Genomic DNA, 24,307 nt, shown 5'->3' on the forward strand with positions numbered 1-24,307 from the left:
TCATGGGAATTTACCATCAAACCCACAATTATATATCATTTTTCCTCAAATGCAAGCAGCCCCAAAAATATCTGTAATCAAAACCGAATCAGACAAAACCCATATATAGCAATCCTAATTAACCATATATAAGGGGGAGCGACCATTAGACATGATCGCCCCATTTCACCCACACACCACATATGGAATGAAGCATATTTAGCAGAGACATTAGTATTCTTTTTTCAGAAAGGACACCGGCGACTGGCCGTGTTTCGTCTCGGTGTCCTGACTGGTTCGCTCCTCACACGCTTGTAACTCTAGCCAACCCCCATAGTTTTGTCAACACTTTTATCAAAAAAAATTTTGATGAATGCCCAAAACCCTTACCGAATAGGTAATTTTTATATTTCCCCACACCGTTAGCAATGGACGTTTGCTTAGACCCATTCAGCAGCAAATAGGGGGGAAGTCCCCACATATTCGATCAATTATCGCTGTCCTAAAGCGAGCCGCCCAGGTTGTCCAACCAATTAAGAATCAGAGGATTAACCACAGTTGGCCGTTCATCGTGGGGACAGTGGCCAGTTTCGGGAATAGAAACAAACTCAACCGATGCACCAGTTGTAGCTAAATCCCGATAAATATCAGCACCCTTAATCGGAGTCCAGGGGTCATTTTCCCCCCAGATTACTAATAGAGGACGCTGTAATTTTGGCAAAAGTTCCGAGGGCCGAGACCCAGGGGGGGCGCTTAAAATGGAAGCAAAAACCTGTTGTGCGCCGACATCATTAGAGGGTTCATAGAGTAAATCCACCAACTCATCTGTGATGGCTTCTCGGTTTCCGTAGACTTGGCGGAGGGTATTGCGGATGCGGTGTTTTTGGCGGACTTGGTTAAACACAAGGGGCCCAATAGCGGGGGAAGCGACTAACTTAGTAAATGTTCCCATCACCACCCGGAGGGGAAAATTCAACTCTTCCGGGCGATGATTCAAGCCTCCGGCGCAGTTTAACAGGACAGCGCCCCGGCAAATATCGGGATAATTTACTGCTACCATGAGACTAAGCAGGGCCCCAATGGAGTTACCGACAAAAACTGCAGGTTCTCCCACCTGTTCACTCCAGAAGTCCCGGAGCAATTCTTCCCATAGGTCCAAAGTATAATCAACGGCTGGTTTCCCAGAAGCCCCAAAACCCAATAAATCTAAAGCAAAGACCCGATATCCTCCGGCTGCTAAAACGGGGATATTTTGTCGCCAATGACCAATCGAAGCCCCAAACCCATGGACTAAAATCAGGGGTTGGCCTGTTCCCTGGACTGTATAGCGGATGGAGTGATTTTTCCAGGTCCAATCGAGAGACTCCAAACAACTAGGGACATTTACAGACGGTTGGGTTGCGGTCATATTATGAACTTTTGTAAACTCTGTGGTTTCATCATATCACAAAATAATTGATAATTGACAATAGATAATAAATGATTTGGTAGGGGCGGGTTCTGCTGTCAATTCTCCATCCCTACCGGGATATAAATAAACCCGCCCCACCCCACCGGATAATTGATAATAGATAATTGATGATTTGGTAGGGGCGGGTTCTGCTGTCAATTCTCCATCCCTACCGGGATATAAATAAACCCGCCCCACCCCACCGGATAATTGATAATAGATAATAAATGATTTCGTAGGTGGTGCGTCAGATTAATCAAATTTGCCGTTAACCCGCTAGGTTATCCTTCTGACGCACCCTACTAGATAACTTAATAAACCCGCCCCACCCCACCGGATAATTGATAATAGATAATTGATGATTTCGTAGGTGGTGCGTCAGATTAATCAAATTTGCCGTTAACCCGCTAGGTTATCCTTCTGACGCACCCTACTAGATAACTTAATAAACCCGCCCCACCTCACCGGATAATGGATAATAGATAATAAATGATTTCGTAGGTGGTGCGTCAGATTAATCAAATTTGCCGTTAACCCGCTAGGTTATCCTTCTGACGCACCCTACTAGATAACTTAATAAACCCGCCCCGCCTTACCGGATAATTGATGATTGATAATTATTAATGGATAATGGATAATGGATAATGGATAATGGATAATTGATGATTGATGATTGATGATTGTAGTGGTGCGTCAGATTAAGAAAATTTGCCGTTAACCCGCTAGGTTATCCTTCTGACGCACCCTACGAGATAACAGATTGATAATTTTAAATTGAGGGATATGATTAAACTTGAAGATATAACTCGTGGTACAATTATTAAAGGGATTTTGCCGAGGGAAAATGTCACGGTTATTGATGCCAATTGGTGTAGTAGCGATGTGATTGAATTGACTTATAAAGATAGTCGGGGGAAACCTAATAATCAACTACTATTTAGGAGTGACCAAGAAACCTTAGAAATTGTGACTGATGGACAGCCTTGGAGTTTTAACGGAGATGGTGCTATATTTAGGCTGGTGTCGGAAGCGCACCGCATTCGCCTCGCCCATTTGTTTGACCCTCGGCTGGCTGTTCATACTTCTTTGGTGGAACCTCTCCCACACCAAATTGATGCGGTTTATAACCAAATGCTGAACCGTCAACCTCTGCGGTTTCTGTTGGCGGATGACCCGGGGGCGGGTAAAACTATTATGGCGGGATTATTTATCCGGGAATTGCTAATTAGGGGGGATTTACAAAAGTGTTTAATTGTCTGTCCGGGGAGTTTGGCGATACAATGGCAGGATGAATTATATCAGAAGTTTCACCTACCTTTTGAAATTTTAACGAACGATCGCCTTGAAGCAGCCCGCACCGGAAACGCCTTTACAGAAATTCCCCTATTGATAGCACAGTTAGATAAACTTAGCCGGAATCCTCAATTACAGGCGAAACTCAACCAAACTGATTGGGATTTGGTGGTAGTTGATGAAGCCCATAAATTGTCGGCTTCCTTTTTTGGGGGGGAAATTCGGGAAACTAAACGCTACAAATTGGGGAAACTTCTGTCGAGTTTAACCCGCCATTTTGTGCTGATGACCGCCACGCCACACAATGGAAAGGAAGAGGATTTTCAACTATTTTTGGCTCTGTTGGATGGCGATCGCTTTGAGGGGAAATTTCGGGATGGTGTCCATGTCTGCGATACCTCGGACTTGATGCGTCGTCTGATTAAAGAAAACCTGCTAAAATTTGATGGTCGCCCCCTGTTTCCGGAACGTCGCGCCCACACGGTAGAATATCGTCTTTCGGAGTTGGAAGCGATTCTATATAAACGGGTAACCGACTATGTGAAAGAAGAATTTAACCGCGCCGATACCCTCACCCAAAAAGGACGTAAAGGAACCGTAGGTTTTGCCTTAACCATTCTCCAGCGTCGTCTGGCTTCCTCTCCCGAAGCCATTTGTCAGTCTCTGAAAAGGCGGCGCGATCGCCTCCAAAAAAGACTGCGGGAAGAACAACTAATGCACCGAGAAATCAACGCCAAACTAGACCAGGGGATGGTGATTAATCAAGAAGATATTGATGATGATTTTGAAGACGCAGCCAGTAGCGAAAGGGAAAACATCGAAACCGAAGTTGTGGATCTAGCGACGGCTTCTCGGACTATTCAGGAATTGCAAACAGAAATCGAACATCTGCGCCAACTGGAAGATTTAGCCCAACGGGTGCGCCAGAGTGGGAAAGATTGTAAATGGGAACAATTATCCCAGGTAATTGAGGGGGAATTTTTTACCCCCAAACCCCACAATAGCGACGGGGAAATAGCACCGAAAACCTTGCCGAAACTGGTAATTTTTACCGAACATCGCGACACCCTTAACTATTTGCGCGATCGCATTAGAACCCTGTTAGGTCGTCCAGAAGCGGTAGTTACCATTCATGGAGGTATGGGACGGGAGGAGCGCAAAAAAGCCGAGGAAGCCTTTAAACAGGATGTTAATATCCAGGTATTGGTAGCCACCGACGCAGCCGGGGAAGGAATTAACCTACAACGGGCTTATCTTATGGTTAATTATGACCTACCTTGGAATCCCAATCGTTTAGAGCAGAGATTTGGGCGCATTCACCGGATCGGACAGACGGAAGTTTGTCATTTGTGGAATTTGGTAGCGGGGGAAACCCGGGAGGGGGATGTATATTTATCCCTGTTGCGGAAATTAGAAATTGAGCAAAAAGCCTTGGGGGGTCAGGTGTTTGATGTGTTGGGAAAAGCGATCGCCCAGGTAGAGTTGCGGGAGTTACTCATTGAGGCTATTCGCTATGGCGATCGCCCTGATATTAAAGCCAAACAGCAGCAATTAGTTAGCGATCGCCTCAACCGGGAATATCTGCAAAAACTGATCGAAGAAAAAGCCCTCGCGAGGGACTCCCTAGACATCACCAGAGTCCAAGCCATTCGCGAAGACATGGAAAGGGCGCAAGCGCGGAAACTCCAACCCCATTTTATCGGCTTATTTTTCCAGGAAGCCTTCACCCGCTTGGGGGGAAACCTGCGCCCCAGGGAACCCCAACGCTATCAAATTACCCATGTTCCGGCGGTCATTCGTCATCGCGATCGCCAAATTGGACTCGCTGAACCTATACTTAACAGTTATGAGCGCATTTGCTTTGACAAGGACCTGATCAGCGTTTCGGGTAAACCCATAGCCGACCTGATTTGTCCGGGTCATCCCCTCCTTGATGCTACCCTAGACCTGATTTTAGAACGTCATCGGAATCTCTTGCGTCAGAGGACTATTTTAGTCGATGAAAACCCCAACTCTCAGACCGAGAGAATCTTAGTGTATCTTGAACATAGCATTCAGGATGCGCGCACGGACTCCAACGGACAGCGCCGGTTAGTTTCCCGTAGGATGCAATATGTAGAACTTTCCTGTAATCCGTTTACCGAGGACTTCCCCACTGTCTCGGAAGTCATTAATGGGGGATATGCGCCTTATTTGGACTATCGCCCCCTCACCGAAGACGAACAAAAGGCGATCGGCCAGATTTTACCCAGCCTCACCTTCCCACAGGACATCGAAAAACAGGCGATTAACTACGCCATCACCCACCTAGTCCCATCCCATTTGGCGGAAGTCCAGAAACCCAAACAGGAACTTATTGATAAAACCCTAGCAGCGGTAAAAGACCGACTCACCAAGGAAATTAACTATTGGGACCAAAGAGCCGTAGATTTGCGCCTTCAGGAGCAAGCCGGGAAACCCAACGCCAAACTTAACTCTACCAAAGCCCAGCAACGAGCCGATGAGTTAGCCACCCGCCTAGAAAAACGGCTCAGTGAACTCGAACTAGAAAGAAAACTTTCCCCTCAGCCGCCCCTGTTGGTAGGGGTAGCTTTAATCATTCCCAGCCACCGTCTGGAAGCCCGACAACCCCCCTCGCCGAAGATTTCCGACACTTTTTCCCAAAACCGGGAAGCGGTGGAATTAGCGGCAATGGAGGCGGTTATGCAGCAGGAAAGGAAGTTAGGCTATGAGCCGCGAGACGTTAGCGCCCAAAAGTGCGGTTATGATATCGAGTCTGTCATTCCCGAAACCGGACAATTGCGCTTTATTGAAGTGAAAGGACGCATTGAGGGGGCGCAAACGGTGACGGTAACAAAAAACGAGATTTTGACGGCTTTTAACCGACCTGATAGTTATATTCTAGCATTGGTGGAAGTTCCCAGCGATCGGCTGCGCTATGTGCGCCAACCGTTTCAACAAGAGCCCGATTTTGCCGCCCACAGCATTAATTATAATTGGCAAAAACTATGGGGACGGGGGGAAATTATGGACAATTGATAGCCCTCACCCCAAACCCCTCTCCCAACAGGGGAGAGGGGCTTTGCAAATTACCTCACCAATCCACCGAACCCCTATAATTAATAATTGTAGGGGCGGGTTCTGCTGTCAATTCTCGGACCCCACCGGGATATAAATAAACCCGCCCCACTCCACGGGATGATTGATGATTGATGATTGTAGGTGGTGCGTCAGATTAATAAAATTTGCCGTTAACCCGGTAGGTTATCCCTCTGACGCACCCTACGTTAACTCGGACCCCACCGGGATATAAATAAACCCGCCCCACTCCACGGGATAATTGATGATTGATGATTGTAGGTGGTGCGTCAGATTAATAAAATTTGCCGTTAACCCGGTAGGTTATCCCTCTGACGCACCCTACGTTAACTTGGACCCGACCGGGATATAAATAAACCCGCCCCACTCCACCGGATAATTGACCCTTGATGATTGATGATTGTAGGTGGTGCGTCAGATTAATAAAATTTGCCGTTAACCCGGTAGGTTATCCCTCTGACGCACCCTACGTTAACTCGGACCCGACCGGGATATAAATAAACCCGCCCCACTCCACGGGATAATTGATGATTGATGATTGTAGGTGGTGCGTCAGATTAATAAAATTTGCCGTTAACCCGGTAGGTTATCCCTCTGACGCACCCTACGTTAACTTGGACCCGACCGGGATATAAATAAACCCGCCCCACTCCACGGGATAATTGATGATTGATGATTGTAGGTGGTGCGTCAGATTAATAAAATTTGCCGTTAACCCGGTAGGTTATCCCTCTGACGCACCCTACGTTAACTCGGACCCGACCGGGATATAAATAAACCCGCCCCACTCCACGGGATAATTGACCCTTGATGATTGATGATTGTAGGTGGTGCGTCAGATTAATAAAATTTGCCGTTAACCCGGTAGGTTATCCCTCTGACGCACCCTACGTTAACTCGGACCCGACCGGGATATAAATAAACCCGCCCCACTCCACGGGATAATTGATGATTGATGATTGATGATTGTAGGTGGTGCGTCAGATTAATAAAATTTGCCGTTAACCCGGTAGGTTATCCCTCTGACGCACCCTACGTTAACTTGGACCCGACCGGGATATAAATAAACCCGCCCCACTCCACGGGATAATTGATGATTGATGATTGATGATTGTAGGTGGTGCGTCAGATTAATAAAATTTGCCGTTAACCCGGTAGGTTATCCCTCTGACGCACCCTACGTTAACTTGGACCCGACCGGGATATAAATAAACCCGCCCCACTCCACCGGATAATTGACCCTTGATGATTGATGATTGTAGGTGGTGCGTCAGATTAATAAAATTTGCCGTTAACCCGGTAGGTTATCCCTCTGACGCACCCTACGTTAACTCGGACTCGACCGGGATATAAATAAACCCGCCCCACTCCACGGGATAATTGATGATTGATGATTGTAGGTGGTGCGTCAGATTAATAAAATTTGCCGTTAACCCGGTAGGTTATCCCTCTGACGCACCCTACGTTAACTTGGACCCGACCGGGATATAAATAAACCCGCCCCACTCCACGGGATAATTGATGATTGATGATTGATGATTGTAGGTGGTGCGTCAGATTAATAAAATTTGCCGTTAACCCGGTAGGTTATCCCTCTGACGCACCCTACGTTAACTCGGACCCGACCGGGATATAAATAAACCCGCCCCACTCCACGGGATAATTGATGATTGATGATTGTAGGTGGTGCGTCAGATTAATAAAATTTGCCGTTAACCCGGTAGGTTATCCCTCTGACGCACCCTACGTTAACTCGGACTCGACCGGGATATAAATAAACCCGCCCCACTCCACGGGATAATTGATGATTGATGATTGTAGGTGGTGCGTCAGATTAATAAAATTTGCCGTTAACCCGGTAGGTTATCCCTCTGACGCACCCTACGTTAACTCGGACCCGACCGGGATATAAATAAACCCGCCCCACTCCACGGGATAATTGATGATTGATGATTGTAGGTGGTGCGTCAGATTAATAAAATTTGCCGTTAACCCGGTAGGTTATCCCTCTGACGCACCCTACGTTAACTCGGACCCGACCGGGATATAAATAAACCGCCCTCTGTGGCTGTCAATTCTCCCACCGGACCCCACCGGATAAATAGATGTGTGCCTTGGTTGACCCAAATTATGATATTTTGGGGGATTAGTTAAACACAGGTTGCCATGACCTACCGTAAGAAACTCATCGAAGTCGCCCTACCCCTCGAAGCCATTAATATGGAGTCGGCGCGGGAGAAGTCTATTCGCCACGGACACCCTTCGACCCTACATTTGTGGTGGGCGCGACGACCTTTGGCGGCTTGTCGGGCGGTGCTTTGGGCTTCTTTGGTGGATGACCCCAGTAGTTGGCCGGAAAAATTCCCCACCCCGGAAGCACAAACGGAGGAAAGACAACGCCTTTTTGATATCTTAGCCCGAATTGTGGTCGATACCGATAACAAGGGGAAACAAAAACAGGTGGTGCGGGGTTTGGTGTCTTGGGATGATATCAAAGACCCCCAGGTTATTCAAGCGGCGCAAAGGGAGATAGCCCGCTGTTTGGCTTGGGGACGGGGTGAGAAACCCCCCACGACGGCGGAAGCTGTCCGAGACTATATCGCCCAGTATGCGCCGCCCGCCTATGACCCTTTTGCGGGAGGGGGGTCTATTCCCTTGGAGGCGCAACGGTTGGGGTTGGAAGCCCATGCTAGTGATTTGAACCCGGTGGCGGTATTGATTAACAAGGGGTTGATTGAAATTCCCCCTAAGTTTGCGAATTTACCGCCGGTGAATGGGGATGATAGAAAACGGACTAGGTTGGAGTCTTGGCACGGCGCGCAGGGGTTGGCGGCGGATGTGCGATATTATGGAACTTGGATGCGAGAAGCGGCTTTTAACCGGATTGGGGATTTATATCCGCCGGTGGAGTTGGGAAATGGGGAAAAAGCTACGGTTATTGCTTGGTTATGGACGCGGACGGTGACTTGTCCTAACCCGGCTTGTGGTTGTCAAATGCCTTTGGTGCGAAGTTTTAACCTTTCCACGAAGAAGGGAAAGGAGGCTTGGGTTGAGTATGCCATTAACCGGGAAACTAGCCCCCCCCAAGTTGATTTTGTGGTGAAGACGGAGGAGGGAAAACCACGGGAGGGGACGGTTAGCCGCAAGGGGGCGGTTTGTCTGGCTTGTGGAGATTCTGTAAAGTTGGATTATGTGCGCTCAGAAGGTCGTGAGAAGCGCATGGGGGCTCAATTAATGGCTATTGTGGCAGAAGGAAAGAATGGCAGGATTTATTTACCACCCACCAAACAACAGGAAAATATTGCTTTTTCCGCTCAACCCAAATGGCAGCCGGACACTAATTTACTTGGAAAAGCGGCTGTAAATGTTCCTTTATATGGATTAAAAACACACGCTGATTTATTCACCTCCCGTCAATTGGTGGCTTTAACTACTTTTAGTGATTTGGTCGGGGAAGCGAAAGATAAGGCGTTTCAAAATGCCCTGGCTGTAGGGTTATCCGATGATAATATTGCCTTGAATGATGGCGGCAATGGCGCTAGGGCTTATAGTGAAGCGATCGCAATTTATTTAGCCTTTGCTTTGGATAAATCGGCTGATTATTGGTCTAATATTTGTAGCTGGCATTCAGGACGAGATACTATTCGTAATACCTTTGGAAGGCAAGCAATTCCTATGATTTGGGATTTTGCAGAAGCTAATCCTATGAGTGATTCAACAGGTAATTTTAATGGTGCGATTGATTGGGTTATAAAAGTTATTGAAAATCATGATAATGTCAATGTTGCAGCCCATGTATTTCAACAGGATGCTCAAGTCAGCCATAAAAACGACGACATCCCCAAAATCATCTCAACCGACCCGCCCTATTATGATAATATTGGCTACGCGGATTTATCTGATTTCTTCTATGTGTGGCTGCGACGTTCATTAGGGTCAATTTTTCCTGATATTTGCAGCACCCTGTTAGTGCCAAAATCTCAAGAATTGGTAGCAACACCCTACCGCTTTGGAGGTAGCAAGGAAAACGCCAAGGCATTTTGTGAAACCGGATTACAAAAAGCATTTGGGCGCATGAATAGCATAGCTGATGCTAACTATCCGCTAACCGTTTATTATGCTTTTAAACAAGCCGAAACCGACGATAAAGATAACGTGGCTTCTACGGGTTGGGAAACCATGTTAGAAGGGTTAATGCGGGCTAACTTTAGCATTGGTGGAACCTGGCCAATGCGAACCGAATTGAGTAACCGCATGGTAGGACAAGGTACAAACGCCCTAGCTTCTTCTATATTGTTAGTGTGTCGTCCGCGTGGGGAGAATGCGCCGAAAACCACGCGCCGCCAATTCCTCAAGGAAATCAAAAGAGACCTTCCCCAAGCCCTAAAGACATTGCAACAGGGAAATATCGCCCCCGTTGACCTAGCCCAAGCCAGTATAGGACCAGGTATGGCCGTATATAGTAAATATAGCGCCGTTTTAGAAAGCGATGGCAGCCAGTTAACAGTCCGTAGCGCCCTGCAATTAATTAATCAACTCCTGGACGAATACCTGAGCGACCAAGAAGGGGAATTTGATAGCGATACCCGTTGGGCGTTAACATGGTTTCAACAATACCAATATAACCCCGCACCATATGGGGAAGCGGAAACCCTTTCCAAGGCGAAAAACATCAGCATAGAAGGCTTAGAAACCGGGGGAATTTTAACGGCGAAAGCCGGTAAAGTCCGGTTGCTGAAAAGGGAGGAATTTCCCCAGGACTGGACTCCGACGAAAGAGGCGCGTCTTCCCCACTGGAGACTGGCGCAAAACCTAATTCAGCGACTCCTAGAAAAGGGAGAAATGGGGGCGGCGGAATTGCTGTCGAAGCTGAAACAACAGGAAACGGAGGTAGAAATAGTCAGGGACCTAGCCTACCGTCTGTATAACCTATGCGATCGCAAAGGTTGGTCATCGGAGGCGATCGCCTATAATAGTCTAGTAGTATCCTGGCCGGAAATCACCCGTTTATCTAGTGAGTATGCAGCCAAGCCCACACAAGGACAATTGTTCAATAATTAATAATAGTAGGGGCGGGTTCTGCTGTCAACTCTCGGACCCCACCGGGATATAAATAAACCCGCCCGACCCCACGGGATAATTAATATAGCCCTCACCCCAAACCCCTCTCCCAAGGGGAGAGGGGCTTTGAAAAGTGCCCCACCCCACGGGATAATTGATATAGCCCTCACCCCAAACCCCTCTCCCAACAGGGGAGAGGGGCTTTGAAAATTACCTCACCCCACGGGATAATTGATATAGCGTTTCTGATATTCATAAGGTATAGCCCTCACCCCAAACCCCTCTCCCAACAGGGGAGAGGGGCTTTGAAAATTACCTCACCCCACGGGATAATTGATATAGCGTTTCTGATATTCATAAGGTATAGCCCTCACCCCAAACCCCTCTCCCAACAGGGGAGAGGGGCTTTGAAAATTACCTCACCCCACGGGATAATTGATATAGCGTTTCTGATATTCATAAGGTATAGCCCTCACCCCAAACCCCTCTCCCAACAGGGGAGAGGGGCTTTGAAAATTACCTCACCCCACGGGATAATTGATATAGCGTTTCTGATATTCATAAGGTATAGCCCTCACCCCAAACCCCTCTCCCAACAGGGGAGAGGGGCTTTGAAAATTACCTCACCCCACGGGATAATTGATATAGCGTTTCTGATATTCATAAGGTATAGCCCTCACCCCAAACCCCTCTCCCAACAGGGGAGAGGGGCTTTGAAAATTACCTCACCCCACCGGATAATTGATATAGCGTTTCTGATATTCATAAGGTATAGCCCTCACCCCAAACCCCTCTCCCAACAGGGGAGAGGGGCTTTGAAAATTACCTCACCCCACGGGATAATTGATATAGCGTTTCTGATATTCATAAGGTATAGCCCTCACCCCAAACCCCTCTCCCAACAGGGGAGAGGGGCTTTGAAAATTACCTCACCCCACGGGATAATTGATATAGCGTTTCTGATATTCATAAGGTATAGCCCTCACCCCAAACCCCTCTCCCAACAGGGGAGAGGGGCTTTGAAAATTACCTCACCCCACGGGATAATTAATATAGCGTTTCTGATATTCATAAGGTATAGCCCTCACCCCAAACCCCTCTCCCAACAGGGGAGAGGGGCTTTGAAAATTACCTCACCAATCCACCGAAACCCTATAATTAATAATTGTAGGTGGTGCGTCAGATTAATAAAATTTGCCGTTAACCCAGTAGGTTATCCCTCTGACGCACCCTACGTTAACAGGGGGTAAATTGTGGGAAAAGTGGGTTATTTTGAACAGGTGAACAAAATGTGCGGTTTGGGCATACAATTAATCTATATGACGCATCCTACCTGATTATGGCTATCACCAATTACGAGAGAGTTAGTCGCGCCCTGGGGATACTCCGAGATGGATTGTATCCTTTTGTGGAAAGGGAAATGATATCTAAATATGGCGATCGCTGGTTAACGCCCGCCAGCGCCTCCCTCCCGGATAATTATGTTAGCCGAAAATCTGTAGATGCAGTCCTCAAAGAAGATGTATCCGCCCTGCTGATAATTATGTGGGAACATTGGAATGATGCATTTCGCCAAACCCTAGGAAGAAGTGAACGCAGCATTGTCAGCGAATTGCGCGATATCCGCAACAAATGGGCGCACCAAGCCACCTTTTCCACTGATGACGCTTACCGCGCCCTCGATAATGTCGCCCGCCTATTAACGGCTATTTCCTCCCCAGAAGCCAGCCAGGCAGAAAAAGAAAAAAACGAATTGATGCGATCGCGTTTTGAAGCGGAAGCCCGTCGCGAAAAACGTAAAGCCACCGTTACACCCACGGAAGGAAAACCTCAAGCCGGACTGAAACCTTGGCGAGAAATTGTTACGCCTCATCCTGACGTGGCTTCCGGGAATTTCCAGCAAGCAGAATTCGCGGCAGACCTATGGCAAGTATACCTTGATGAGGGGTCCGATGAATATAGAGACCCGACAGAATTTTATCGCCGCACTTACCTAACCGAAGGCTTAAAACAGCTTCTCAGTAATGCGCTGCTGCGGTTAACTGGTCAAGGGGGAGACCCGGTAATTGAATTACAAACTAACTTCGGCGGCGGCAAAACTCACGCCATGTTAGCCCTCTATCACCTTTGCCAGGCGATCGATATTCATAACTTACCAGGGATGGAAGAGATTTTTCAACAGGTGAGTTTGTCTAAGCCTCCCCAAAATGTGAATATTGCGGTTGTGGTGGGGAATAAACTACCCCCCAGTGGCATTAAACCCTATGGAAAAGGTAACGGAAAGCGTCCCCCGGTGATTAAAACTCTCTGGGGAGAGTTGGCTTGGCAATTGGGAGGACAAGAAGGTTATCAAATGTTGCGGGAGGCTGACGAAACGGCGACTAATCCCGGTGATATACTTAAACAACTGTTTAACCGCTTCTCGCCCTGTTTAATTCTGATTGATGAATGGGTCGCCTATGCTAGACAACTCCATGATACGCCTGATTTGGTGGGGGGGAGTTTCGACACTCAGTTTACTTTTGCCCAAACTTTGAGCGAGTCGGCTAAAAACGCTAAGGATACGCTGCTGGTGGTGAGTATTCCAGCATCGGATATTGAAAAAGGCGGCGAGAGGGGATACGAAGCGACGGACAGACTCAGAAATGCGATCGGTAGGGTAGAGTCCCCTTGGCGACCGGCTAGTGCTGAGGAAAGTTTTGAAATTGTCCGGCGGCGCTTATTCCAGCTTACTACAGATCCGCTTCTATTCGCTCAACGAGATGCGGTGATTAATACGTTTTGTGATATGTATCGGGGAAATAGCCAGGAGTTTCCCACGGAGACTAAAGAGGCTGACTATAAACGCCGAATGCGAGAGGCTTATCCTATTCACCCGGAATTGTTCGATCGCCTCTATTCGGACTGGTCGAGTTTGGATAAGTTTCAGCGCACCCGTGGGGTTTTGCGTCTCATGGCTAAGGTGATTCATACCCTCTGGGAACGCAATGATGCTAATCTGTTGATTATGCCGGGAAATGTGCCGATGGATGACTCTCAGGTGCAGTCGGAACTTACCCGCTACCTAGATGATAACTGGATTCCGATTATTGATAAAGATGTCGATGGACCTAATTCTTTACCCCTAACTATTGATGGTGAAAACCATAATTTCGGCCGCTATTCGGCTTGTCGGCGCGTTACCCGCACGATCTACATGGGGTCAGCACCAACGCTGAAAGCTGCTAACCGTGGCTTAGAAGACCGTAGAATTAAGCTGGGTTGTGTGCAACCTGGGGAGACGGCGGCGACTTTTGGGGACGCACTCCGACGACTGAGCGATCGCGCGACGTATCTCTATGTTGATAATAACCGCTACTGGATTTCTACTCAACCTAATCTTAATCGCACTGCCCAGGAAAAGGCTGATCAATTTCTCACTGAAAGCGATCGTCATAAGGTTTGGGAGGAAATTGTTAAACGACTCAAAAAAATTGGCGATCGAGGTCTGTTCTCTGGGGTTCATGTCGCCCCCAATTCTAGCTCGGATATTCCTGATGATAACAGTTCGGGCGTGCGTCTGGTGATAGTCCACCCACAAAACCCCCACGACCAAGGCTTAAATTTAGATAGTCCGGCTCACCAATGGGTTGATGATGTGTTAAACTACAGGGGCAGTAGTCGCCGCCATTATCAAAATACTCTCTTGTTTTTGGCAGCCGATAAAAGGCAGTTAGAATGCCTCGCAGACAACACGGCTAAATATCTCGCCTGGGAATCAATTATTGCGGAAAAGGAGGAGTTGAATTTAGATCCTTCTCAGGCTAAACAAGCCCACAACAGACTCCAGGACTCTGATCAAGATGTTGAAAACCAGATTTCCCAAACCTATCAATGGTTATTAGTCCCTGAACAACCAGACCCCCAAGAGGCGATCGTCTGGAAAGCTACCCGCCTCCGTAGCCCTGAACCTTCCCTAGCACTTAGCGCCAGCCAAAAAGCAGTCCATGAAGCCTATCTATCGGATACCTACGCGGCGGAAAATCTCTGTTTGGAATTTCTCGAAACGTTCATCTGGACTAAGAAAAACCACATCAGCCTACAGGACCTATGGGAGTATCTAACTAAATATATCTATCTCCCCCGCCTCAAGGATGAAAACGTTTTACTAGAGGCGATCGCGTCCGGCGTATACTCCACCGTTTGGAGTCAGTGGTTCGCCTATGCCCAAGGCTTCGACCCGGAAACCGAAACCTATCAGGAACTGAAAGCCGGAGAATCCATCAATCCTACAATAGCTCAAAATAGTCTAATTGTCAAGCCGGATGTGGCTCAAAAACAGTTACAACTTATGCAGCAGCCCAGCCCCAATTCTTTGGGGCAATATTCCACCGCCTCACCGGGTCAGGAAAGCCAGGCACATATCATAGTCGGGGAGACTATAACCGCAGCAAATTATGGGGCTTCCCTAGCCGATAAACCGTCGCACAGACGCTTTTATGGGGTGGTAGAAATTGATGCTTTACGACTCAACAGAGACGTGGGAATAATTAGCGATGAGGTGATTCAACATTTAATCTCTCTGAAAAATACGAAGGTGAAAATCACCCTGGAAATTCAGGCAGAAATTCCCGAAGGTATCCCGGACAATGTAGCCCGGACAATTATGGAAAATTGCCAAACGTTGAAATTCCAGCAACAAGGCTTAGAAACTGACTAACTGTTAATAATATATCAGCATTAAACCCTATGAATAATCACCCTATATGGCAACAGGAAAGTGTGATTTTAAACAATCAATTAATGATTAGGAGTTTTGAATATTGGACAGGTAAACAATTAATCAATACCCAGGGCACTCCGGAACAGATATCAAAGGCACTATTTGAACTGCCTTTTCCGGTATTATGTCACGATACACAACCCGACCCAATTTTTAATTATGGTAATCAAAAGGCGATGGAATTATGGGAAGTCACCTGGGAGGAGTTAACCCAAATGCCTTCTCGATATTCAGCAGAGGCGATCGTCCGAGAAGACAGGTTAAAGTTATTAAAAACTGTGGCAGAAAATGGCTACATAGAAAACGGCACAGGAGTCAGAATATCAAAGACAGGTAGGCGTTTTGCTATCTCTAATTTGACAGTGTGGAATGTCTTAGACAACCACAATAATTATTGTGGTCAAGCCGCTACCTATAAAACTTGGCAATATCTTGATTAATTATCAATTTTCAATTATCCGGTGGGGCGGGTTTATTTATATCCTGGTGGGGATGGAAAATTGACGGCGGTGGGGCGGGTTTATTTATATCCTGGTGCGGATGCCAAATTGACGGCGGTGGGGCGGGTTTATTTATATCCTGGTGCGGATGCCAAATTGACGGCGGTGGGGCGGGTTTATTTATATCCTGGTGGGGATGCCAAATTGACGGCGGTGGGGCGGGTTTATTTATATCCTGGTGCGGATGCCAAATTGACGGCGGCGGGGCGGGTTTATTTATATCCTGGTGGGGATGCCAAATTGACGGCGGTGGGGCGGGTTTATTTATATCCTGGTGGGGATGGAAAATTGACGGCGGTGGGGCGGGTTTATTTATATCCTGGTGGGGATGGAAAATTGACGGCGGAACCCGCCCCTACAATTAATAATTGTCAATTGTCAATTATCCGGTGGGGTGGGTTTATTTATATCCTGGTGGGGATGCCAAATTGACGGCGGTGGGGCGGGTTTATTTATATCCTGGTGGGGATGCCAAATTGACGGCGGAACCCGCCCCTACAATTAATAATTGTCAATTATTAAATTAATTTTTGCTTGAGTTGCTGTAATTTTTCGGGGGTCAGAATTACTTTAACATCCAATAATTGTGCCTGGTCTCTAAATAGTATCATTAAGCCATTATTGCCAACAGCAATATGAGGATTTTCTAGGTTTACAGTGTCATATTTCAGTTCAGGAATACTAACTTTAAGCACCAGTTGCTGTTGAGATTGAGAGAAAATATAAAGCTGTTGGTGGTCAATGTCAAGGAATAATTTTCGGGGGGTGATACTACGTTGGTCTGCGCTGTTTGGTTTACTCCAAAAAATGGTGATTCCCCTAATTTCGGGGTTACAAATAACAAAATTTTCGTCAAACTTTTGGGGTTCCCAGTTTAACTGACTGGGGTCGGTATCCTCTGCCATAAGTCGCTGTTGCCAGTCGATTTTAATATTCTTGAGGTTAGCCCACCATTCTCGGATAACTTCCAGGTTATTGGCATTATCAGGGTTGCTGCTGCCGGACTCCCAAATAATTGTGGTATCCATGTTAATTGTCTCTAGTTGAATTTAATATTAGTTAGATTGTACAACCTGGATATGCACTGATTGATGAATTTGCCGATTGTTTTTCATCCTGACTATGTAGCGCCCTTGCCACCAGGACACCGTTTTCCGATGCCGAAATTTGGGTTACTTTGTGATATGTTGCTAGAAGAAGGGGTAATTAGGCGATCGCAACTTCACCTACCCAAACTGCCACCCACTGAGTGGATCGAATTAGTCCACCACCGGGACTATGTAAAGGGTTATTGTGAGGGTACATTAGACCCAAAAGCCCAACGTCGCATAGGTCTCCCCTGGAGTCCGGCATTAGCCCAACGGACTTGTATCGCGGTGGGAGGGGCGATATTAACCGCTAAATTGGCATTATCTCACGGTCTCGCCTGCAACACCGCCGGAGGGACTCACCACGCCTTCCCTAACTATGGATCTGGTTTCTGTATATTTAATGATATGGCGATCGCTGCCTGTGTCATGCAAAAATTAGGACTAGCCAAAAAAATCCTGATTGTGGATCTTGATGTACACCAGGGGGACGCAACGGCGGTAATTTTCCAAGATAACCCCCATGTGTTTACCTTTTCAATGCACTGTCAAGCCAACTTTCCGGCTAAAAAACAAACAAGCGATCGCGATATCCCCCTAGCTGTGGGTATGGAAGATGAAGAATATTTGCAAATTCTAGCCAGTCATTTACCGGACTTACTTACGGAATTTCGCCCGGATCTAGTGATCTATGATGCAGGGGTAGATCCCCATATTGGCGATCGCTTAGGAAAATTAGCCCTAACTGACTCTGGGTTATGGCGGCGGGAAATGCAAGTTTTGTCCACCTGTGTGGGAATGGGATATCCGGTGGCGGGAATTATTGGCGGTGGTTACTGTGAAGATATGCATGGCTTGGTTTACCGCCATTCCCTGCTACACCGCGCGGCTACGGACGTTTATCGCCAGTATCGCCTGTAATTGGATCATAGTAATAAACTGAAAATATGATGATGATAAATTATCTGTTAGGGATTTTTTGCGGGGTTGGTTTAGGTGCGGCCTGCGGGTTTAGAATATTTGTACCCCCGGTAATTTTAAGCACAGCGGCTATATACGGCGATTTTGACCTACCCCCTGACTTAGAGATTTTGGGGACCGAGACGGGGTTAATAGCGGTGGCTACTCTGTTAGCTGTAGAGGCGATCGTCTATTTTATGCCCGGAGTAGATCACGCTTTAGATATCCTGGAAGCACCGATCGCTATGGTGGTGGCTACTTTGATTGTAGCTGCATTTTTACCAGAGATGGAACCTCGGTGGATGTGGACAGTCTCTATAATTTTGGGGGCTGGATCAGCCGGAATTATTGAGATGTTAATGGGTATTACCCGTGTGGCCTCTACTATGGCAACCGGAGGCTTGGCTAATCCATTGGTATCCACAATGGAGTTGCTCTGCGCTATGATCTTATCAGTATTGGCGATTTCTCTGCCTATATTGGGGGCGATAACAGTGGCGATCGTACTGGTGTTGGCAGTCCAGAAAATTTTGAGACGTAATTGGCAGCGATCATAAGTTTCGATATAGGATTTCCCCCCCCCAAAGTTGCCCCAGTTGCGGATGGTTTGTAAATGGCGATCGCCCCTGTTAAAATGGTAACAATGTCTCCAGTGATGCAGTGGCTTAGAATTGCTGTCAGCTAATATCAAAAAACCGACAGTGGGACACAACTACTATGAAACTAGAATCAAACGCTGACATTTTAGCCCCTCTCAAAAATAACATTTTATTTGATAAACTACCTCCCAAAGCCCAAGAATGGGCGGAAAGTTTGCCTTGGGAACAGCGACGCTATTTACTATCTTTATGTTATATCTTCTGTGCTTCCCAACCCGAAAAGCAAGCACAATTTTTAGATGATTATACCGCCGATGGCTTAGTGTCTAAATTACTGGAAGATATCGACTCAATTAATCGCATTCAAAGATACTTTAACTGGTTTAAAGTCACTACACCCTTAACGGAAGTCGTCCTCAGAAAATATATCCGTCAGTTCTATATACACTCCGCCCAAGATGCTAGATGTCAGCCAGATATCTACTTGGAATCAGCTTTAAAATTAGTAGTCAGCACCAAAGAAAAAGAGAACGTTTTTAATTATATTGTCGGCTTTGAATTGATTAAAATTATGTTCAAAATGAGTTGGCAACAACACGAAAGACTAGCGAGATTGCAAAAAAACCAGGATGAATTCATCAAAAAATATATTAAACCTATCCAATATGCTCACCGCCTTAATCGCCTGGTTGTGCCTAAAGATGAAAAAGTCTTTTTTGCCAAACGGGATTATTTTGTGAAAGCACCGGAGGTAAGTCATGCCAAACTGATGGCTTTAATCATGGCCACTTTTACCACTGACCAAATTGTTGACTGTGGCTTTTCGGTAACTAGACATATCCATGCCCTCGAATTTGATTATGACTATATTTTTAACTTTTCCGAATCGGAAAGTATTTTTCCTTGGAACTCCGAATCAATGCTAGAATCTAGTTAACACTCACTCCCTAGACTCTATCCTAGTTTACGTTAATCTAAATTAAGTGAGGCACAAAAGTGTTACTACCCAAAGGCTTTGAAGTGGAAATGTACACGGGTACACCCCAAGGGGATATAGTAGGTTTTTCCGATAAGATAGTCAAAAATCTTGATGGGTTTGTCCGAGAACCAGATACTCGTAATGTGGAGTATATAACCGCCCCAATTTGCAGTTACGATCGCTCCCTTTGCGCTTTAGTAAAACCTCGGCAACAATTGCGACAATACCTGCACCAACTTGGCAACTACACCATTATACCAGGTAGCACCCTGTCTCTGGGCGACAGTCGGCGCTTTTACCGTTCTGACCCCAACAACCCCTATCATGCCTACATTCAGGAAACCTACGGAACTGATGTAGTTACCGCCAGCATCCATATTAACATCGGTATTGATGATCCCGAAGTGCTAATGCGTGCGGTGCGCCTAGTGCGAGTAGAAGCGCCATTGTACCTAGCCCTCAGCGCTTCCTCTCCGTTTTTGGACGGTAAACCCACGGGCTATCACTCCCATAGGTGGCATTTGTTCCCCAAAACTCCCCGCCACGTTCCCCTGTTTGAAAGTCATTCTCATTATATCCAGTGGACTAATGAACAACTCGAAGCTGGATCTATGAGAAATGTGCGACACCTGTGGTGTTCGGTGCGTCCTAACGGTGTCCGTCGCCCCTACAGCCTCAATCGCCTGGAATTAAGGATTTGTGACCTAATAGTGAATCCCATAGCCTTGCTGGCGACTACAGCCCTCCTAGAGGCGAGGTTATGGCAACTGATGGAGACTCCCAACCTAGACCCCCTGGAATTGAGTAGCCTACCAGCCAACACCCGCAATCAGGAATTAGTGGCGATCGCAGATGCTAATGAGGAAGCAGTCGCCCACCGGAGTCTCGACGCTAACCTGAGACACTGGAAAGATGGCAGTAGTATTTTAGCCCGCGATTGGATCGAAAATCTCTATGCAGAAGTGTGGCCACTGGCTAAACAGCGCGGTTTTAGCTGTTTTCTGTCTCCCCTCAAAAAGATTCTGCGGGAGGGAAACAGCGCCGGACAGTGGCTTAAACAGTATGAAAGTGGCATGGATACCCGCAGTATTATCAAAAAGGCGATCGCTGATGCTTATGAACAGGAACAGGAACTTGAAGATAAATTATGTCAATTACTGGTTACCTAGTGGGTTAATGCAAAAGACCTATTAATATATCTTATGTCCCCAGCCGGGGAGGAAATATAAAAAAAAGCTATGGAAATGTGGCTTTCCCCTCAGAAGTTGGGAATGATATAGTATTGACTTCTGGCAGCTAAATTCCTGGCTATTTCATGCGATCGACTATGCCCCAACTCGTTCTAGTTAATCCTCAAATCCCCCAAAATACAGGGAATATTGCCCGCACCTGCGCGGCTACCCAAACACCATTGCATCTGGTGGGTCCCCTGGGATTTGAAATTAGCGATCGCTATCTGAAACGGGCCGGACTAGACTACTGGCCCTATGTACCGCTGAAATACCATACCCATATAGAGGATTTCCGAGCCTTTCACCAACCATTAGGGGGCCGCTGGGTCGGATTTAGCGCCCGTGGAAAACAGAATTATGTGTCCTTTCCATTTCAGGAAAATGATTGGCTGCTGTTTGGTAGCGAGACAGAAGGGCTCCCTCCAGAAGTTCTAGCCCTCTGTCAAGCTACCGTCTACATCCCCATGTCTCAACCCAATGTCCGCAGCCTGAACCTCTCCGTTAGTGCCGCTGTAGGATTGTTTGAAGCCCGCCGACAACTAGGTTTGCTGGCTTAATCTCTGCCCCCAAACATAAGTTTTGATTATATCCTACTGGAGGAGTAGATCCATGTCTTCCGATAGATTTTTGTGATAAATCAAAGGATGTCTGGGTGAGAGGGTAAAGTCGGCGTAAGGATTGATATATAAAGTTGTTGGGTACTTGAGTATATTATTCAAACCACCCGGCTACAGTTGTTAACCAACAAAACACTGGTCTGAGGGCATTGTGTTTTTGGAGGTAGATGGTGTAAAGTTTGATTCGGGATCAGCGGATTCCCAATCTGCATTTCCTGCCAACTGTCTTTTATCTATGACATAAAGGGAATTGCTAGATAGTTAACTCACACTCTCAAACTTGGGGTAATTGATGGGTAAAGGTGGCTTGTCGAAATTCAAAAAGCAAGGTAATCTGACCTAATCAATATGGCTGGCAGTGGTTGGCCTCATGTAATCAGCATGATAAATATCACTTATCAGTTACTGTAATCGCAGGTTCTGCTTAAAGCCGTGTTAAATACAGATAACTGAGGAAAACCAGCCCCAAGGTACAGTTTAAGCGCTTCTCCATAGGAGGTCGTTCTTTGAAAGGAACAGTTCCACACAACAATCAACCTGTTGTTACGGGTGCCAATGAGACAGATATGAACTTGGAAACTACACAACAGGTCACAGTCCCCAGTCGGAGCCGGGTAAAAACCTCTGCTGCGTTCTTGGGTTTAGCGATTGCATCAGGTCTTCTGTTTCCCGAAGGGGGTAGTGCTGCTACTGAGTCACTAACAGCCGATAGCACCAAAGCCATGCAGTCTTCTTCTAATCAAGCTGCATTTAATCAAAACGGCGACTCAGTATCTGATTCATCAGATTGGCAACCATCCATTCTGCGAAACCTGACAGAATCTAATTCTAGGTCTATGGGTTCGACAACCCCAGTAGAACCAGCAGCAGTTATTGACCATCAGGAAAACGAGACTCAAGCCCAAGAGCAAGCCCAGCCAGGGTCTGTGGTTGTCTCGGAACCGTCTTTATCAAAATCTGAAGACAAACCTTTCCCCAATCAGTTTGACACCATCGAAAGGGTGGGGGGAAATAGCCTTAGCGGTTCAGACTCCTATAGCTCTAGCTCTGATGTTACGGAAAATACTGCCCCTAGCCCTCGTTTTTCTCAACCTTCCCAGGTTAGCAACGCGGTGAGGGAGACAATTAGGGAAACTGACATCAGTTCCTTTAATCGGGTTCCGGGTACGTTGGTGATTGACTCTGACCCCAATCAGTCGGTTTCGGTGGTCTATAAGGTCAGCTCAGGAGACACTATCGATCGCATTGCTGAAGCTCACGGGGTCTCAGTCAATGATGTGATTAGAGCTAATAATTTGACTGACCCTCACTTGATTAAGGTTGATCAAGAACTGAGGATTCCTAAACGTTTGAATAACTATCTGACATCCCCAAGAGATAGTTACACAGCAGATCACGACTTAAACAACTCCAGAGTTGATTTGGGAAGAACCCAAACTACTACTCCTAGCCACAGAGCATCTACTAGCGACAATACTCCGGGAGCTTCTGTGAGACTACGTTTGAGTCAAACTGTGACTCCTACGGTTCTCCCGTCGGAAATATCTGGCGATATCACTAAACCTATGGGCCTGAAAGTGGATTTGGGCGATCGCTTGGGTACATCAAATGATGGCGGCGATCGCATCTGGCCCAGAAAACTCTCTGAACTCAGTCAACAAACCCCTGTCATAGAGTCTAACTATACTGATAACTCAACTACAGCTTCACGAAAGGATCTATCAACTAGTGGTGAGTCCCAACCCAGTAGTAATGGGGAATTTAGTCTTGCTGATGCTGAGGAGAGAAGGCTTACCCCTCTCAATCGCCGCCACAGCAGCAGTAGACTCTATAGCGATCGCCTGAGAACTGAGATTGAGCGACTGCGAAACGAGTACCACGCTCAACAGTCTCAACCCACCTATTCCTATCAAACTGTCAGCTTTTCTCAGGAACCAGAAGAATTAGCAATCGAAGCCAAGGCGGAAAAAGCCGAAACCGCTGATCAGGTTTTCGCTGCTACTGAACCTAACCCCAGACGACTACAACGGATTAATCCTCAGTTTAACCCCAGAGCCGACGAAGATCAAAGGAATCTCTATGGGGAAAATCCCTTAGACGGGGCTACTCAAGAGATTTCCCGCCGCCCGGAACCAGGTTCTGAGGATAGCCCCAACTCATTGGTTGCTACTGCTCCTATGGGGGCTAGTGCTTATGACCCACTTCATAACCCTACCCTGGGTCGCATTGTTTCCCCGGATTTGCCGCCACTCCTTGGCCCGGATGCTTACCTACCGGGAGGCTCCACAAGGTTTACTGGCTATATTTGGCCAGCCGAGGGAATTTTAACCTCCGGCTACGGTTGGCGTTGGGGAAGAATGCACCGAGGTATTGATATTGCCGGTCCGGTGGGTACTCCCATCTTAGCAGCCGCTCCGGGAGTGGTTATCTTTTCTGGTTGGAACAGCGGTGGCTATGGCAACTTGGTCGAATTAGAGCATCCTGATGGCAGTGTTACCCTTTATGCTCATAATCACCGGATTCTGGTGAGCAAGGGTCAGAGAGTTACCCAGGGTCAGCTAATTGCCGAAATGGGTAGCACTGGGTTTAGCACAGGTCCTCACTTGCACTTTGAAATTCACCCCACCGGAAATGGGGCTGTCAATCCTATGGCTTTGTTGTCCAGGGATTAATGATCAATTCTTGGCT

The 24,307-nt window shown here is 46.9% G+C and carries 15 protein-coding genes; 12 read left to right on the forward strand and 3 right to left on the reverse strand.

What is annotated here, in order from left to right; genetic code table 11:
• Nucleotides 1–481: 481 nt before the first annotated feature.
• Complete coding sequence (locus tag N39L_RS24985) at nt 482–1,387, reverse strand: alpha/beta fold hydrolase (protein WP_006616195.1); 906 nt, start codon at nt 1,385–1,387, stop codon at nt 482–484.
• Nucleotides 1,388–1,423: 36 nt separating this feature from the next.
• Nucleotides 1,424–1,627, reverse strand: coding sequence for a hypothetical protein (locus N39L_RS24990; RefSeq protein WP_014276699.1), 204 nt, complete (start codon nt 1,625–1,627; stop codon nt 1,424–1,426).
• Between the two features lie 585 nt (nt 1,628–2,212).
• Between N39L_RS24990 and N39L_RS24995 the strand changes: the two genes are divergently transcribed.
• From N39L_RS24995 to N39L_RS25020, 6 genes are all read left to right on the forward strand, one after another.
• Entirely contained in the window at nt 2,213–5,761 is a 3,549-nt protein-coding gene (locus N39L_RS24995; protein ID WP_014276700.1) for a helicase-related protein, read from the forward strand.
• Between the two features lie 2,226 nt (nt 5,762–7,987).
• Nucleotides 7,988–10,882 (forward strand): DUF1156 domain-containing protein, encoded by a 2,895-nt coding sequence (locus N39L_RS25000; protein ID WP_014276701.1) that lies wholly within the window; start codon nt 7,988–7,990, stop codon nt 10,880–10,882.
• 203 nt (nt 10,883–11,085) lie between these two features.
• Entirely contained in the window at nt 11,086–12,132 is a 1,047-nt protein-coding gene (locus N39L_RS25005; RefSeq protein WP_014276703.1) for a hypothetical protein, read from the forward strand.
• A 41-nt stretch (nt 12,133–12,173) separates the two neighbouring features.
• Nucleotides 12,174–15,581 (forward strand): Swt1 family HEPN domain-containing protein, encoded by a 3,408-nt coding sequence (locus N39L_RS25010; protein ID WP_006616387.1) that lies wholly within the window; start codon nt 12,174–12,176, stop codon nt 15,579–15,581.
• Between the two features lie 29 nt (nt 15,582–15,610).
• Nucleotides 15,611–16,084 (forward strand): MEKHLA domain-containing protein, encoded by a 474-nt coding sequence (locus N39L_RS25015; protein WP_006616388.1) that lies wholly within the window; start codon nt 15,611–15,613, stop codon nt 16,082–16,084.
• 21 nt (nt 16,085–16,105) lie between these two features.
• Entirely contained in the window at nt 16,106–16,576 is a 471-nt protein-coding gene (locus tag N39L_RS25020) for a hypothetical protein (RefSeq protein ID WP_014276705.1), read from the forward strand.
• Nucleotides 16,577–16,662: 86 nt separating this feature from the next.
• On the opposite strand, the gene N39L_RS25025 is transcribed toward N39L_RS25020, so the two are convergent.
• Nucleotides 16,663–17,172 carry a hypothetical protein gene (locus N39L_RS25025; protein WP_006616959.1) on the reverse strand — a complete coding sequence of 170 codons (510 nt, stop codon included), beginning with the start codon at nt 17,170–17,172 and terminating at the stop codon, nt 16,663–16,665.
• A 63-nt stretch (nt 17,173–17,235) separates the two neighbouring features.
• Here N39L_RS25025 and N39L_RS25030 point away from each other — a divergent pair, with 63 nt between their 5' ends.
• The 6 genes from N39L_RS25030 to N39L_RS25055 all read left to right on the forward strand — a co-directional run bounded on the left by N39L_RS25030 (nt 17,236) and on the right by N39L_RS25055 (nt 24,291).
• Nucleotides 17,236–18,153, forward strand: a complete 918-nt coding sequence (locus tag N39L_RS25030) for a histone deacetylase family protein (protein WP_014276706.1) — start codon at nt 17,236–17,238, stop codon at nt 18,151–18,153.
• 26 nt (nt 18,154–18,179) lie between these two features.
• A complete protein-coding gene (locus N39L_RS25035; RefSeq protein ID WP_014276707.1) occupies nt 18,180–18,749 on the forward strand; it encodes a DUF4126 domain-containing protein in 570 nt (189 codons plus the stop codon).
• 160 nt (nt 18,750–18,909) lie between these two features.
• Entirely contained in the window at nt 18,910–19,728 is an 819-nt protein-coding gene (locus tag N39L_RS25040) for a hypothetical protein (protein ID WP_006616956.1), read from the forward strand.
• A 59-nt stretch (nt 19,729–19,787) separates the two neighbouring features.
• Nucleotides 19,788–20,939 (forward strand): glutamate--cysteine ligase, encoded by a 1,152-nt coding sequence (gene gshA / locus N39L_RS25045; RefSeq protein WP_006616955.1) that lies wholly within the window; start codon nt 19,788–19,790, stop codon nt 20,937–20,939.
• 158 nt (nt 20,940–21,097) lie between these two features.
• Nucleotides 21,098–21,559, forward strand: coding sequence for a tRNA (cytidine(34)-2'-O)-methyltransferase (locus N39L_RS25050; protein ID WP_006616954.1), 462 nt, complete (start codon nt 21,098–21,100; stop codon nt 21,557–21,559).
• 566 nt (nt 21,560–22,125) lie between these two features.
• Nucleotides 22,126–24,291: a LysM peptidoglycan-binding domain-containing M23 family metallopeptidase gene (locus tag N39L_RS25055; RefSeq protein WP_014276708.1), complete on the forward strand. Its 2,166-nt coding sequence runs from the start codon at nt 22,126–22,128 to the stop codon at nt 24,289–24,291.
• Nucleotides 24,292–24,307: the final 16 nt, after the last annotated feature.

This window comes from Limnospira platensis NIES-39 (assembly GCF_026000695.1).
GTDB lineage: Bacteria > Cyanobacteriota > Cyanobacteriia > Cyanobacteriales > Microcoleaceae > Limnospira > Limnospira platensis.

What these genes read in the sequence shown, in the direction of transcription:
- N39L_RS25015 (WP_006616388.1), top strand. Translation starts at nt 15,611, where the DNA reads ATGAATAATCACCCTATATGGCAACAGGAAAGTGTGATTTTAAACAAT.
- N39L_RS24985 (WP_006616195.1), bottom strand. Translation starts at nt 1,387, where the DNA reads ATGACCGCAACCCAACCGTCTGTAAATGTCCCTAGTTGTTTGGAGTCT.
- N39L_RS25000 (WP_014276701.1), top strand. Translation starts at nt 7,988, where the DNA reads ATGACCTACCGTAAGAAACTCATCGAAGTCGCCCTACCCCTCGAAGCC.
- N39L_RS24995 (WP_014276700.1), top strand. Translation starts at nt 2,213, where the DNA reads ATGATTAAACTTGAAGATATAACTCGTGGTACAATTATTAAAGGGATT.
- N39L_RS25030 (WP_014276706.1), top strand. Translation starts at nt 17,236, where the DNA reads ATGAATTTGCCGATTGTTTTTCATCCTGACTATGTAGCGCCCTTGCCA.
- N39L_RS25050 (WP_006616954.1), top strand. Translation starts at nt 21,098, where the DNA reads ATGCCCCAACTCGTTCTAGTTAATCCTCAAATCCCCCAAAATACAGGG.
- N39L_RS25040 (WP_006616956.1), top strand. Translation starts at nt 18,910, where the DNA reads ATGAAACTAGAATCAAACGCTGACATTTTAGCCCCTCTCAAAAATAAC.
- N39L_RS25025 (WP_006616959.1), bottom strand. Translation starts at nt 17,172, where the DNA reads ATGGATACCACAATTATTTGGGAGTCCGGCAGCAGCAACCCTGATAAT.
- N39L_RS25035 (WP_014276707.1), top strand. Translation starts at nt 18,180, where the DNA reads ATGATGATGATAAATTATCTGTTAGGGATTTTTTGCGGGGTTGGTTTA.